Origin of the sequence: Agrobacterium sp. lyk4-40-TYG-31, assembly GCF_030209855.1 — a bacterium.
Classification (GTDB): Bacteria; Pseudomonadota; Alphaproteobacteria; order Rhizobiales; family Rhizobiaceae; genus Agrobacterium; species Agrobacterium vaccinii.
In genome coordinates, this window is the sequence record NZ_JARVRE010000009.1 from 149,623 (window position 1) to 164,155 (window position 14,533).

Annotated in this window: 15 protein-coding genes; 12 read left to right on the top strand and 3 right to left on the bottom strand. The window is 58.5% G+C overall.

The annotated features are described in order from the left end of the window. Nucleotides 1-6: 6 nt before the first annotated feature. From QRN55_RS17535 to gshB, 3 genes are all read left to right on the top strand, one after another. A complete protein-coding gene (locus tag QRN55_RS17535) occupies nt 7-1,113 on the top strand; it encodes a sn-glycerol-3-phosphate import ATP-binding protein UgpC (protein WP_284777669.1) in 1,107 nt (368 codons plus the stop codon). A 103-nt stretch (nt 1,114-1,216) separates the two neighbouring features. Beyond that, on the top strand, nt 1,217-1,723 hold the full coding sequence (locus tag QRN55_RS17540) for a cupin domain-containing protein (RefSeq protein WP_284777670.1): 507 nt from the start codon (nt 1,217-1,219) through the stop codon (nt 1,721-1,723). 103 nt (nt 1,724-1,826) lie between these two features. Beyond that, entirely contained in the window at nt 1,827-2,783 is a 957-nt protein-coding gene (gene gshB, locus QRN55_RS17545; protein WP_284777671.1) for a glutathione synthase, read from the top strand. A gap of 532 nt (nt 2,784-3,315) precedes the next feature. Here gshB and xseA read toward each other — a convergent pair. Then, the gene (gene xseA, locus QRN55_RS17550) at nt 3,316-4,914 is read right to left on the bottom strand and encodes an exodeoxyribonuclease VII large subunit (protein ID WP_284777672.1); all 1,599 of its coding nucleotides are present in this window, start codon (nt 4,912-4,914) and stop codon (nt 3,316-3,318) included. 184 nt (nt 4,915-5,098) lie between these two features. Between xseA and QRN55_RS17555 the strand changes: the two genes are divergently transcribed. Together QRN55_RS17555 and QRN55_RS17560 are read left to right on the top strand one after the other, a co-directional pair. Beyond that, on the top strand, nt 5,099-5,329 hold the full coding sequence (locus QRN55_RS17555) for a hypothetical protein (RefSeq protein ID WP_284777673.1): 231 nt from the start codon (nt 5,099-5,101) through the stop codon (nt 5,327-5,329). A gap of 66 nt (nt 5,330-5,395) precedes the next feature. Continuing rightward, a complete protein-coding gene (locus QRN55_RS17560; protein WP_284777674.1) occupies nt 5,396-5,764 on the top strand; it encodes a hypothetical protein in 369 nt (122 codons plus the stop codon). Here the strand turns inward: QRN55_RS17560 and QRN55_RS17565 are convergent. Next, entirely contained in the window at nt 5,761-6,747 is a 987-nt protein-coding gene (locus tag QRN55_RS17565; protein ID WP_284777675.1) for a Gfo/Idh/MocA family protein, read from the bottom strand. The genes QRN55_RS17560 and QRN55_RS17565 overlap by 4 nt on opposite strands. 182 nt (nt 6,748-6,929) lie before the next feature. On the opposite strand from QRN55_RS17565, the gene QRN55_RS17570 reads away from it, so the two are divergent. From QRN55_RS17570 to QRN55_RS17600, 7 genes are all read left to right on the top strand, one after another. Beyond that, complete coding sequence (locus QRN55_RS17570; protein ID WP_284777676.1) at nt 6,930-7,490, top strand: isochorismatase family protein; 561 nt, start codon at nt 6,930-6,932, stop codon at nt 7,488-7,490. Further along, the gene (locus QRN55_RS17575) at nt 7,490-8,482 is read left to right on the top strand and encodes a GlxA family transcriptional regulator (protein ID WP_233122418.1); all 993 of its coding nucleotides are present in this window, start codon (nt 7,490-7,492) and stop codon (nt 8,480-8,482) included. The genes QRN55_RS17570 and QRN55_RS17575 overlap by 1 nt, the downstream gene beginning before the upstream one ends. 112 nt (nt 8,483-8,594) lie before the next feature. Next, on the top strand, nt 8,595-9,530 hold the full coding sequence (locus QRN55_RS17580) for an aldo/keto reductase (RefSeq protein WP_284777677.1): 936 nt from the start codon (nt 8,595-8,597) through the stop codon (nt 9,528-9,530). Further along, nucleotides 9,530-9,973, top strand: a complete 444-nt coding sequence (locus tag QRN55_RS17585) for a GNAT family N-acetyltransferase (RefSeq protein WP_284777678.1) — start codon at nt 9,530-9,532, stop codon at nt 9,971-9,973. The genes QRN55_RS17580 and QRN55_RS17585 overlap by 1 nt, the downstream gene beginning before the upstream one ends. Before the next feature lie 91 nt (nt 9,974-10,064). Next, entirely contained in the window at nt 10,065-11,066 is a 1,002-nt protein-coding gene (locus tag QRN55_RS17590) for an aldo/keto reductase (RefSeq protein ID WP_284777679.1), read from the top strand. A 191-nt stretch (nt 11,067-11,257) separates the two neighbouring features. After that, the gene (locus tag QRN55_RS17595) at nt 11,258-11,674 is read left to right on the top strand and encodes a MarR family winged helix-turn-helix transcriptional regulator (protein ID WP_284777680.1); all 417 of its coding nucleotides are present in this window, start codon (nt 11,258-11,260) and stop codon (nt 11,672-11,674) included. A gap of 42 nt (nt 11,675-11,716) precedes the next feature. Further along, nucleotides 11,717-12,112, top strand: coding sequence for a tautomerase family protein (locus tag QRN55_RS17600; RefSeq protein WP_284777681.1), 396 nt, complete (start codon nt 11,717-11,719; stop codon nt 12,110-12,112). Here the strand turns inward: QRN55_RS17600 and pheT are convergent. Beyond that, on the bottom strand, nt 12,109-14,532 hold the full coding sequence (pheT, locus tag QRN55_RS17605; RefSeq protein WP_284777682.1) for a phenylalanine--tRNA ligase subunit beta: 2,424 nt from the start codon (nt 14,530-14,532) through the stop codon (nt 12,109-12,111). The two genes, QRN55_RS17600 and pheT, sit on opposite strands and share 4 nt — an antisense overlap. Between the last annotated feature and the right edge of the window lies 1 nt (nt 14,533).

Here is a 14,533-nt window from a genome sequence, read left to right on the forward strand (position 1 = left end):
ATTGATATGGCCGAGATCGAAATCAGTCAGGTCTGCAAGGATTATTCCAACGGCATGCGCGCCGTCCACGATGTGGATATCTCCATCAAGGACGGCGAGTTCATCGTGCTCGTCGGCCCCTCGGGCTGCGGCAAGTCTACGCTTTTGCGCATGGTCGCGGGTCTGGAGGAAATTTCCGATGGCAAGGTCAGCATCGGCAACCGCGTGGTCAATGACGTAGAACCGGCAGACCGCGACATCGCTATGGTCTTCCAGAATTACGCGCTCTACCCGCATATGTCGGTGCGCCAGAATCTGGAATATGGCCTGAAAAACCGCAAGACGCCGAAGGCAGAGATCGATGCGCGTGTGGCGGAAGCCGCCCGCATGCTGGAGCTTCAGCACTATTTGGATCGCAAGCCGCGCGCTCTCTCCGGCGGCCAGCGTCAGCGTGTCGCCATGGGTCGTGCCATCGTGCGCAAACCAGCCGCCTTCCTCTTCGATGAGCCGCTGTCGAACCTCGATGCCAAGCTGCGCGTGTCCATGCGCGGCGAAATCAAGCGCCTGCAACGCCGCCTCGGCACCACCTCCATCTATGTCACCCACGACCAGCTGGAAGCCATGACGCTGGCGGATCGCCTTGTGGTGCTAAATGCCGGTCGCATCGAACAGATCGGCGCGCCGCTGGAGGTCTATCACAAGCCCGCCTCCACCTTCGTCGCCAGCTTCATTGGCTCACCCGCCATGAACCTGCTGTCGGGTGAACTGCACGGCGATAGTCTGGCTATCGGCCCCGTCGTGCTGTCGCTCAATGGTTATGCCCCGACGTCTGGCTCTGTCACTGTTGGTATGCGTGCTGAAGACCTTCGCATCGCTCGCACCGATGAGCAGGGCTTGCCGTTCCGGGTGGATTACATCGAAGAGCTCGGCTCACAGCGTCTCGTCCACGGCATGGTGGCAGATCAGTCCCTGACAGTTGCCTGCTCCGCCGAAACGGACATGCCGCAGGAAATGTCGCTGGCGATTGCGCTGGAGAAGCTCCACTTCTTCGACAAGGAAACGGGTAAGCGTATCGAAGGGGCTGCAACCAGCACCTTGCGCCAGCCGGCCGAGCAACTGGCTGTCGCCCATTGAAACCAGCCTAAAATGCACTTTCGTTACAATTGATTCAATTTATGGAAGAGCATTCTTACCGGATTTGTGTTAAAGCGTTCCTGTTACGAGGTGGGGACGCTCGATGGTTTTGCATGTTATGATCGCAAGTGTGGCCGCAATGGCCGGTCGCGCTGTACCGTTGGTGCCACGCGCGAAAAGTCACGCTGGGACGCAGACCGTAGTCTCCGCCGCATCACACGCGCTGGACATGCAACCTGCCCCGATCAACCCGGACTGGATCATCGAAGGTCAGCCGCAGGCCCGCATGGCCGACCATTCCCGCAGCGGCGACCGCGCCGCCTACACCGCCCTTTGGGATTGCACGGCGGGCACCTTCCGCTGGTTCTTCGCTTGGGACGAAACCGTGCATATCCTCGAAGGTGGGGTGCATGTCACGGCGGAAGATGGCTCGGTGCATCACCTCAACGCGGGTGACGTCGCCTATTTCAAAGCAGGCACCTGGGCCACATGGCGAGTGGACACTTACGTTCGCAAAGTCGCCTTCCTGCGCCGCCCTTTCCCTTGGCCGGTCGCAATCGCTTTCCGTTTGAAAAACAAGCTGATGCCCGCAAAGACGCCATCGCTTTAAAGCGCTTTCACGTCAATAAAACTCATAGATACGCCACCGCGTAGCAGTTGCCTTTGAAGCTTGCCTGCCCTACACATTTCGGGCTTTCAAAAGGAAATTGCGCATGGCCAAAATCAAGAACGTCGCGATCCAGATGGATCATGTCTCCGGCATCAACATCGCTGGCGATAGCACATTCGCGATCAGCCTTGAGGCGCAGGCCCGTGGCTACCGCCTGTTTCATTACACGCCGGATCGCCTGTCCATGCGCGATGGCAAGATTTACGCCACCGTCGAGCAGATGCAGCTTCGTGACATCAACGGCGATCACTTCTCCTTAGCCGAACCGGAACGCGTCGACCTCGCCACCATGGATGTCATCCATCTGCGCCAGGACCCGCCCTTCGACATGGCCTATATTACCTCCACGCACTTGCTGGAGCGTATCCACCCCAAGACGCTGGTCGTGAACGATCCGGCCTGGGTGCGCAATTCGCCGGAAAAGATTTTCGTCACCGAATTCGCCGACCTCATGCCCACCACGCTGATCACCAAGGACGTGGCAGAGATTTCCCGCTTCCGCGAGGAAATGGGCGACATCATCCTAAAGCCGCTCTACGGCAATGGTGGCGCTGGCGTGTTCCACTCCACCCGCGATGACCGCAACTTCTCCTCGCTGCTGGAAATGTTCGGTCAGATGTTCCGCGAACCCTACATCGCCCAGCAATATCTGCCCGACGTCCGCAAGGGCGACAAACGCATCCTGCTGGTGGACGGAGAGCCCGTTGGCGCCATCAACCGCGTGCCTGCGGAAAACGACGCCCGCTCCAACATGCACGCCGGCGGCCGCCCCGAACCGACGGAACTGACAAACCGCGAAAAGGAAATCTGTGAGCGCATCGGTCCGGCGCTCCGCGAACGCGGCTTCCTCTTCGTCGGCATCGATGTCATCGGCGACTACATGACGGAAATCAACGTCACGTCCCCAACCGGCATCCGCGAAGTGAAAAAATTCGGCGGTGCCGATGTTGCAAGTTTACTGTGGGATGCCATAGAGCGCAAACGCGACGCGCAAAGCTGATCGCTGCCTCACTCTCCGTCGCCCGCACTTGATGCAGTCCTGTTCGGTTTCAATTTTTAGACATGATGCATGACTCTGACTCTACTCGTGTTCAGGCGCTTGGAGGCGTTCTGGACACGAACAGGCGATTAAAACATGCAGCACGCGAATAGCGTTTTCCACGGTCTTTTGAAGTAAATTCCTCAGTCCGCGTTCGATCACTTGGTTTGCTGCCTTTCTGCCAACAGCCGAGCTAAAAGCCAAAGGCTGTCGCATCGTCACCAGCGATCTGAAGGCACCGGCTTAGGAGATTGCCTATCTCTATAAACGTCGCTGGCAGATCGAAATGTTCCTCCGTTGGGCAAAAGCAGAGCCAGGTCGAAAGCCCCCTCGCCTTTGCCCAGCTCACGCACGCAAATCTTATGCACCACAAACGAACAGACCAGTTTCTCAAGCCGCCAAGCACGCAAGTGCAAACCCACAGCAGTGGATGATAAAATGGGCTGAAGTTGAACCAGGGCGTCAGGTGCAGGATGGCTGAATGTGTTGTCGCCTAAAACAAACTGCCCTGATCAACTGGGCCTGATGTGGTCGATTTCAACGGCTTTTTCTTCGGTGCTGGCGTCGTCGTTTCAGCGGGCTGGACATCCGCACCGCCAGCGACGGCAGACACGCGACCGTCTGCAAACTCCATCGACACAACGGCACCTGAGGCAACGGTAGCGGCACGCGTCAGCGGGCGGTTGTCTTCATCGCGAATGACCGCATAACCGCGTTTCAGCACGTTCTTGTAAGACAGCGATTGCAGGATGCGGTCATGGGCGGCGAGGCCGGAGCGGTTCTGCGACATGCGGTGCAGGACGGCGGTATCGGTGCGGCGGGTGGCGGTGGCCACCCTCTCCTTCTGGCGCTCCAGCTGGCCGAGGAGACGTGCGGGCAAAGCACGCAGCGACGAATCCGAGGATGAGACGCGCGATTGCGATTGCAACAGGCGACGCTCCACCAGGCTTTCGGCGCGCTGCATGCGCTCCTGAATGCGTTGGCGTTGCTGTTTCAGACCATGGGCCAGCACATCCGGACGCAGGCCTGAGGCCGTGCGCTCGAAGCTGCGGCGCTTGTTGAGTGTGTTGAGTTCCAGCCCGCGACCGAGACCGCTGGCTGCCTCATCGAAACGGCGACGCGGCAGGGCCAGCAACTGATCGAGTGATGGCAGGGCACGGACCAGTGCCCGCACGCCCTGGCGGCGATTGTCCATCTCGCGCGACATAGAGCCGGAGAGACGCGCGGACAGGCCCGCAAGCTGGGCCTCCAGATCGGCCCTCACAGGCACGGCCATTTCGGCGGCACCCGTGGGTGTCGGCGCGCGGACATCCGCGGCATGGTCGATGAGTGTCGTATCGGTTTCGTGGCCGACGGCTGATATCAGCGGTATCTGGCTTTCGGCGGCAGCGCGCACGACGATTTCGTCGTTGAAGCTCCACAGGTCTTCCAGACTGCCACCGCCGCGCGCGACGATCAGCACATCGGGACGCGGAATGGCCCCGCCGATCTCCAGCGCGTTGAAGCCTCTGATGGCGTTGGCGACTTCTTCGCCCGATCTTTCGCCCTGCACTTTGACCGGCCAGACCAGCACATGCACGGGAAAACGATCGGAAATGCGGTGCAGAATATCGCGGATGACGGCGCCGGTTGGCGACGTGACGACGCCGATGACCCTTGGCATATAGGGCAGACGGCGCTTGCGCGTCTGATCGAACAACCCTTCGGCGGCGAGCTTGCGGCGGCGCTCCTCCAGAAGCGCCATCAATGCACCGGCACCGGCTGGTTCCAGGCTTTCGATGACGATCTGGTATTTGGACGAGCCGGGGAAGGTGGTGATCTTGCCGGTGGCGATGACCTCCATGCCCTCTTCCGGGCGGAATTTCAGCTTGGAAAAACTGCCCTTCCAGATGACGGCATCGATGCGGGCGCGGTCGTCCTTCAGCGAGAAATAGGCATGCCCCGACGTATGCTGGCCGCGATAACCGGAGATTTCACCGCGCACCCGAACCTGATCGAACGCGGTTTCCACCGTGCGTTTGATGGAACCGGACAGTTCCGAAACGGAAAACTCGGCAAGGTTGGTGAGAGGCTGGCTGAAAATATCGCTCATGCCCGTTTCTACCCCATGCCCCGCGATTCGCAAATCGGCTTCATGACGCGGATTTGACAATTTTCTGACGATTAAATTTCACAAAATTGCAACAATCTGATATCTTGACGGTTGGAAGAGGAGAAATAAGGGCTTTGAGGATGACGGTGCCTTTCCTCAGGCCCTCTGGAGGAGGAGCGGCATCATGGTATTTGTTCTCGGAATCTCACTTGGCGTAGCTGCACTTGCTTTGCGGTCTCTGACGGCTCTCGCCGCCACGGGCATCCTTATTGCAGTTGCGTTCGCAGTAGCAGCTCTCGTTTCTGCATCCGGCGTGCATGTTTTATCGCTTTTGATCGCACTGGCCGGTTACAATGTCGGTATCGCCGGTACGTTTGGCGCAATGTTGGTGATGCGCGGCATGCGCACCGCTTAATCTCTAGCGGCGCCTCAGGTTTGCGTTAGAATGCGTTTCGAGGGTCTTGAAACGGAATACAAACGCGTGAACTTACCAGTATTCATCGTCATCACTGTTGCCTTCACTGTGCTAGATGGTCTTCTGACACTCGCCATATCGACTGGTTCAGGCCTCGACATCATATTCGCCCGTTTGCTGAGCGTGGCGATAACCCTGCCCTGTCTTGCCTATACCCTAAACCGAATGCTACGAGCCGCCCCTGTGGGCGGCGTTTTGCTGATAATCGTCAGTGTCATCAGCACATGCGTCGGCTTCGGCGTTTTCGCGCTGATCATCAACCGAAACCCGTTCGTGCAATGGCCGATAGCTTTCATTGCCGCGTCGTTTGGTGGCCTCGCTCTCGCCGTTATCGGCTATTTAAGAGCGAGGAAAAGGTTGGGTCGCAGGCCTTAGACCGTTTCCCAGCCATCCTTGTCGGCAGCGCGATAGATCGCATCGATAAAGCGTTGGCTGTTCTTCGAGCTTTCCAGCGACACGACCTCAGCGTTACCACCGCTTGCCGCAGTGGCGAACGCTTCGATCTCACGACGGTATTGGCGGCTGTCCTGGAAACGGAAGATTTGCGATTGGCCGTGGGTCTGGTTGGTGAGTTCCACTTCTTCCGCACCCCAACGATCTGCGTTGAAGGGTGATTTGACCTCGATATAACCGTCCGTGCCGTGCAGCACCATGAGCTGGCGTGCAGCGAGCTGTGTCGAGATATAGAAACTCAGTTCGAAATCACCGAAATCCGCTTTCACGCTGGCGTAGATATCCGTGCCGAATTCCGGGTCACGCTCGACCACGGCTTGAACGCGCTTCGGCTCTTTGCCGGTGGCAAAACGCGTGGTGATGGTGGGATAGACGCCGATATCCGGAAGCGCGCCGCCGCCGAGTTCGGGAATGTTGCGCATATTGCCGGGATCGCGGTTGAAATAGGTGAAAGAGCCCTGGACGTGCTTGAGCGTGCCGATGGCACCGGAGGCCAGCAACTCGCGCACCTTCAGCCACACTGGCGCGTAGGTCACCATATAGGCTTCTGATATCAGCACCTTGTTGCGGTCTCGTGCGGCAATCAGGCTATCGATTTCATCTGCCTTCAGCGCAATCGGCTTTTCGCACAGCACATGCTTGCCCGCATTGGCGGCCTTGATGGACCACTCCACATGCTGGGCGGTGGGCAGGGGAATGTAGACCGCGTCGATGACATCAGAGGCCAGCATTTCCTCATAGGAACCGAAAGCATGTGGCACGGAGAAGCGGTCGGCGAGTTGCCGCGCCTTGCTCAAATCACGGCTGGCGATGGCGGTGACGACGGCGTTTTCCGCATCCTGAATGGCGGGAATGACGAGCTCCCGACCGATTTTCGCCGTCGATAGAATTCCAAAACGCAACATGCTTGCCTCCACTGTGATGGGCGGCACCTTACCATGGCAGGGCCGACAAGCAACCGTTAGACACGTCCGGCTGGGTTAATCATAATGATGGCTGAAAATGTCCTCTCTTCGGCGCGACCTGTACTTTCGGCTTCTCAGCGAATGGGAAAGACTGTATTCATCAGAAATTGGAGATACAGAAAATGTCCCATTCACACACAGCACTTCTGGTTATCGATGTGCAGGAATCCTTTCGGCATGCGCCCTATTTCGATGAAAGCGGCCTGCCTGCCTATCTCGCCGCCCAGCAAAAGCTGATCGACGGCGCTGAGGCGGCGGGGATTCCTGTCATCCAGATTTTCCATGTCGATAGCGACCGGGCCTTTGCCGAGGAGAACGGTTTCATCCGCACATTGGAGGGCATTCGCATCGAGCCCACCGTGACGTTTCGTAAGAACCGCCATTCCGCCTTCATCGGCACGGGTCTCGATGTGTGGTTGACCCAGCATGGCATCAACCGGCTGATCGTCTCCGGTATTCGCACCGAGCAATGCTGCGAAACCACCACGCGGCAGGGCTCCGATCTTGGCTACACCGTCGATTTCGTGACCGAGGCGACACTGACATTTCCGATGACACATGCGTCCGGCAAAGTCTTTTCGGCAGAGGATATCGCCATGCGCACTGAACTGGTGCTCTCTGGTCGGTTTGCCCGCATCGCCACTGTGGACGAGGCGTTGCAGGCGCAGAAAGAAGCCGCCTGATGACGAGTGGCGGCGGACTGCATACCAAGATCGTTCCGGTGTTCGTGGTGCTGCCCCCGCAGACGCTGTTGCTGGATGTCGCGGGACCGCTGGAAGTGCTGCGTTATGCAAACGAACAGCAGGATGCCGTGCGGTTCGACTGCCAATATGTCGCGGCAGCCAAGACCCAGACGACGACCATCGGGCTTTCGCTGGCAGGGCTGGAGGCCTTGCCGGAAGTGCTGCCCGAGAATGCCATGGTGCTGATTTCCGGCGGTTCCTTAATAGAAACGATGCAGTCCGGTTCAAGGCGGGAGCGGCGCGATCTGGCAGCCTGGCTGCGGCGGACAGTGCGCGACGATACCACCATCGTTTCCATCTGCTCCGGTGCGTTGATTGCTGCCGAGGCCGGTCTCTTCGACGGTCATCAATGCACCACCCATGCGGATTGCATTGGTGAATTGCGACGGATCGCGCCCTTGGCACAGGTGTTGGACAACCGTCTGTTCGTGGAAGACAACAGGCGCTTTTCCAGCGCTGGCATTTCCACCGGCATCGATCTTCTGCTGCACATCGTGTCGTCACTCACCAGCCCGGTGATTGCGGCACGGATCGCCCAGATCATGGTCATCTATATCAGGCGCACGGCGAACGACCCACAAATCTCGCCCTGGCTTTCAGGACGCAACCACATTCACCCATCCGTCCACAAAGCCCAGGATGCCATCGTCGCCGATCCCGCCGCCGAATGGTCACTGGGAAGGCTGGCCAAGGCGGCGGCCTTGAGCGAACGGCACCTGTCGCGGCTGTTTCGCGAACACACCGGTGTCAGCGTGGTGGACTACATCAACCTGATGCGCGTCAATCTCGCCCGCGATATTCTCTCCCATTCCAGGCTCGATATGGAAGCGGTGGCCGAACGATCAGGCTTTGCCTCTGCCCGCCATCTTCGCCGTGTGTGGCAGCAGCATCATGATGCGCCGCCCAGTTTTTACCGAACCCTTTCCTCCTGAGCATCGTTTCCATCACGCAAGCCACGGCCAGCCATCAAGGAAATTCAATGGTGATGCCTCCACGCGCTTGCTACTGTTGTGAACATCAGAAGAAATAAAGGGAGTATCATCCGTGGAGAAACGCGCGCTTGGCCGGACCGGCCTTTCCATCGCCCCGATCGTCTTTGGCGGCAACGTCTTTGGCTGGACGGCGGATGAGAACACCTCCTTCCAGTTGCTGGATGCGTTTTTCGATGCAGGCTTCAACACCATCGACACGGCGGATGTCTATTCCGCGTGGGTTGATGGCCATAAAGGTGGCGAGTCCGAAACCATCATCGGCAAATGGCTGAAACGCGGCAGCGTACCCCGCGACAAGTCGATCATCGTGTCCAAGGTCGGATATGACAAGGGGCTGAAGGCAGAGTGGATTGCGCAAGCCGTCGAGGCCTCGCTGCGACGCTTGCAGACCGACTATATCGACCTTTATCTCGCCCACAAGCCGGATGCCGGAACGCCGATCGAGGAAACGCTTGGGGCTTTCACCAAGCTCAAAGAACAAGGCAAGGTGCGCGCCATCGGCTGCTCCAACTATGACGCGCCGGACCTGCAAGAAGCGCTCGATGTTTCCGCGAAGACCGGACTGGCGCGCTTCGATGTCGTGCAGCCAGAATATAACCTCTACACCCGCGAGCGGTTCGAAGGACCGCTGGCCGAACTGACCGCGAAGGAAGACATTGGCGTCATCAACTATTACAGCCTTGCCGCAGGCTTCCTGACCGGTAAATACCGCAGCAAGGCGGATACGGAAGGAGTCGCGCGTTCCTACCGCGTCGGCGATTACGTCAATTCACGAGGCCTCGATATTCTCGGTGCCATGGACACGATTGCCGCCGAAACCGGGGCTAAACTTGCCGATATCGCGCTCGCCTGGCTCTTGCGCAAAAAGGCTGTGACCGCACCCATCGCCAGCGCCACCAGCCTTTCGCAGCTGGAAAGCTTCAAGCGCGCCACGGAGCTGAAGCTGACCGACGAGATGGTGGCGCTTCTGGACAAGGCTGGCGTATAATGGATCTCAGCATTCGCGATGCCCGCAGCGAAGACCATGCGGATTGGCTTAGGCTTTGGCAGGATTACCTTGCCTTCTACAGTGTCGATCTCGCCGACGACGTGACCGCCCACACATGGGCGCGCATCATCGACCCGGCCTCGCGCGTATCTGCGCGTCTGGCAGTGCTGGATGGACAGGTGGTTGGCTTTGCTATCCACCACTTCCATGACAGCACTTGGGTCAAGACGCCGGATTGTTATCTGGAAGACCTGTTCATCGATGCCACCATTCGCGGCAAAGGCATCGGTCGTGCCCTGATCGATGACCTGATTTCCATCTGTAAAGAGAAGGGCTGGTCACGCCTCTACTGGCATACCAACGAGGACAACGCCCAGGCCCGCAAGCTCTATGACAGCTATATCAAGAGCGATGGCCATATCCGCTACCGGATCAAGTTCTGATCTCATGCATTTTCTATCGATCCCTGGCTCCCAGCGATCCACCGGACCCGTTGCAACGATGTAAACGGGTGCCGTTTTCAAGGACAGACAGATGCAAAACAGAATTCTCGGAAACAATCTCTCCGTTTCAGCGCTTGGCCTCGGCTGCATGGGCATGAGCCACGCTTACAGCCCATCTGCAGACGAAGCCGCGTCCATCGCGACCCTGCACCGCGCCGTCGAACTCGGTGTGTCCTTCTTCGATACGGCAGAGGTCTATGGACCCCACACCAATGAAGTTCTGGTTGGCAAAGGCTTGAAGCCCTACCGCGACAAGGTCACCATCGCCACCAAATTCGGCTTCAAGATCGATGCCAGCAAGCCAGCCGGGCAGATGATGGTGGGTACCGACAGCCGACCTGAGAATGTGCATGCCGTGGCCGACGCCTCCCTCAAGCGCCTGGGCGTCGATGTCATCGATCTCTTCTACCAGCACCGCGTTGACCCCAACGTGCCGATTGAAGAGACAGTCGGTGCCATGGCCGAACTGGTGCAGGCCGGTAAAATCCGTCATCTCGGCCTTTCCGAAGCCAATGCAGAAACCATCCGCAAGGCGCATGCCACCTACCCTATCACCGCACTTCAAAGCGAATATTCGCTGTGGACCCGCGATGTCGAGACAAACGGCGTGCTCGATACCTGCCGCGAACTCAGCATTGGCTTCGTGCCCTTCAGCCCGCTCGGTCGCGGTGTTCTGACCGGCGCCTTGAAGAAGCTCGACGGCCTCTCCGACACCGATTTCCGCCGCTCCCTCCCCCGTTTCCAGGCCGAGAATTTCGACGCCAATCTGGCGCTCATCACGCTTCTTGAAGAGATGGCCGCGGAAAAAGGCGTGACAGCGGGCCAACTGGCGCTGGCATGGGTGCTGGCACAAGGCGACTTCATCGTCCCTATTCCCGGCACGACAAAGATCGCCAATCTGGAGAAGAACGTGGCGGCGGCTGATGTTGCGCTGAGTGCGGATGAGGCCGCGAAGCTGGGTGAATTGCTGTCTCCGGCGAAGGTTGCGGGCGGGCGGTATCCAGAGCAGATGGCGGCAATGGCAAATAGATAAGTTATCTGTTTGGATTTGTTGAATTTTACACCCTCGCTCCAAAACTGGAACGAGGGTGTAAACCTTTAGAGAACAGTTCGTTAGAAGCCATTCAAAGGCGCGCACTAGGTCAAAATGGACGCACTGAAGCGAAAATCAAACCTACGGCTCCAATGTAGTTGCATATGCAATCATTTATGCTATTCTAGGCCATGTTTGATCATTGTCTCTATTTCAACACCATGGCCTTGGGCCGCCAACTGGAGCGCGTCTGGACCGAGGCCTTCAAGCCTTTCGACCTGACGCCCGCTCAAGCCTTCACGCTGCGCGCTGTACTTAGCAAGCCCGGTATGTTGCAGAGCGAGTTGGCGGACACGTTGCAGATCGCCAGAGCAACGGCCACGCGAGCGATCGATGGGCTTGAGAAACGCGGTTTTCTGACGCGCCAAACAGCCAAACGTGACAAGCGAGAGTGCGAGATCCATCCGACCGCAGAGGCGTCGGCGCTGCATGCATCGTTGGATACGGCCAGTGCTGCGGTAACCAAACGTTTGCGAACAGAACTCGGAGACGGGTCCTTCGATCAATTCGTTGATCAGGCGAAATCCATCAACAGACAGATCAACTAATTCCAACTCAATAGTTGCATAGCTAACCATATGGAGAAGAAGGTGCCGATTTTAAATGTTAAGGTGAGTGTCGAAAAGTCCGAGGAGATGACGACGAAGATTTCCGCACTTTTATCGGAGTTGACGCACCGTATTCTGGGCAAGAACCCGGCCCTCACAGCCATCACAATTCAATATATTGATCCGCGCGACTGGATTGTCGGCGGCAAGACGCTGGCTGCGCAAGGCAAGTCCAGCGTCTATCTCGACATCAAAATTACAGATGAAACAAATACGAAGGCCGAAAAGGCAACCTATATCGCCGAGGTCTTCAAGGGCTTTTCAGCTCTCCTCGGAAATCTTCACGAGGAGAGCTATATCTATGTCGAGGACGTGCGGGCGACCGCCTATGGTCACGGCGGTCTGACCCAGGAACGGCGTTACCACCACGCCGCTTAGGCGCGCAGAACGCCGCCCGTCGATTTCTCGACATTGCCGACGATCTTGGCCGTCAGCGCTTCGAAGTCCTCATCGGTGAGTGTCTTGTCGACCGGCTGGATCTGGACTTCGATGGCGATTGACTTCTTGTTTTCGCCGACGGACGCGCCTTCGAAAACGTCGAAGACATTGACGCCGGTGACGAGTTTGCGGTCGGCGCTGGTTGCCGCCTTGATGATCGAGCCAGCTTCGACGGAGCGGTCCACCACGAAGGCGAAGTCGCGCTTGACGGTCTGGAACGGTGACAGTTCCAGCGCCGGTTTGGTGCGGGTCGCCTTCTTCTTCGGCTCGGGCATGGCATCGAGATAGATTTCAAAGCCTGCATAAGCGCCGGAGACATCCAGTTCGGAGAGCGTCTTCGGGTGGAATTCACCGAAGTAACCCAGGGTGACCTTCGGGCCTATCTTGATCGTGCCGGAGCGACCGGGATGATACCAGTTAGGTGCGCCCGCTTCGATCTGCACATTGCTCATCGGCAGTCCGCAGGCTTCGATGACGGCGAGAGCATCGGCCTTGGCATCGTAGACATCCACCGGCTTGCCGCCGCCCTTGGCCGTGTTGGACCACATGCGACCGGAACCAGCCAGCGATGCAGTGCCACGACGAACGCCACCGGCGACGCGACGCTGGGCCTCAGGTGTGTCACCTTCATAGGTGCCAGAGACTTCGAAGATCGCGACATCGCCATAGCCCTTGTCGGCGTTGCGCTGCGCCGCCGTCAAAAGGCCGGGCAGCAGCGAAGGGCGCATGTCCGACATATCGGCAGCGATGGGGTTGGCGAGCTTCAATGCAGGCGAACCGCCGCCGAAGAGCTTTGCCTGCGCTTCCGGAATGAACGACCATGTCACCGCTTCCAGCATGCCGCGGCTGGCAAGCGAACGCTTGGCGATGCGGGTGCGGATCTGCAGCGTGGTCAGGATGCGACCGTTGACCGCGCCAAAACTTTCCAGCGGTTCTGGCTTGATGTTATCGACGCCATGGATGCGCATGACCTCTTCCACCAGATCGGCCTTGCCATCGACATCGGGACGCCATGAGGGAGCCGAGACGCTGACGCGCTCGCCCGAACCTTCGATGCCGAAACCGAGGCCCTTGAGAATATCGAGCGTTTCCTGCGCGGACACATCAAGGCCCGTCAGGCGCTTGACCTCGGACAACGGGAAATCGATCCACTTAGGCTCGAAGCCCTTGTAGCCAACGATCTTAGCCTCGGCCGCCGTGCCGCCGCACAGCTCCAGCACCAGTTCGGTCGTGCGCTCCAGACCCGGCACCATATATTCGGGATCGACACCACGCTCGAAACGGTAGCGCGCATCGGTGATGATGCCGAGCGACCGGCCTGTCTTGGCGATGTTGATCGGGTCCCACAGTGCGGATTCGATCAGCACATCCACGGTGTTTTCATCGCAACCGGAGTGCTCACCACCCATGACGCCGCCGATGGATTCGATGCCGTTATCATCGGCAATGACCACATTGGTGGGCCCAAGCTTGTACTCACGCTGATCGAGTGCGAGGATCGTTTCGCCATCTTTGGCACGACGAACGACGAGGTTGCCCTTGACCTTTCCAGCATCGAAGACGTGCATGGGGCGACCCTGATCGAAGGTCATGTAGTTGGTAATGTCGACCAGTGCGTTGATTGGGCGAAGACCGATGGCGAGAAGACGCTGCTGCATCCACTTTGGGCTCGGACCGTTCTTCACGCCGCGCACGAGGCGCAGGCCGAAGCCAGGGCACAGTGCGGCGTCATCGAGATCGAGCGTCACATCAACCGGGGTTGCGCCTTCAACCTTGAAAGCTGGAGCAGGCTTTGTCTTGAGCGTGCCGAGACCCGAAGCTGCAAGATCACGCGCGATGCCGTAGATCGACGTGCAATCCGGACGGTTCGGCGTGAGGTTGATCTCGATCATGGGATCGTCAAGACCGGCGTAGGCCGCAAACGACGTACCCACCGGCGCATCGTCAGGCAGATCGATGATGCCGTCATGGCTGTCGGACATGTTGAGCTCTTTTTCGGAGCACATCATGCCGTGGCTTTCCACGCCGCGAATCTTGCCGACTGCCAGCGTTACATCGATGCCAGGAACATAGTCACCCGGACGTGCGAGCGCGCCGACGAGACCGGCACGCGCATTTGGCGCTCCGCAAACGATCTGCACCGGCTTGCCGTCGCCCGCATCGACGCTGAGCACCTTGAGACGATCCGCCTCCGGGTGCTTTTCGGCGCTCAGAACCTTGGCGATGACGAAGGGCTTGTAGGCCGCCTTGTCATCGACATCCTCGACTTCGAGGCCGATGGCGGTGAGGCGTTCGCAGATCTGTTCGAGAGACGCATCGGTGTCCAGATGCTCTTTCAGCCAGGAGAGTGTGAATTTCATC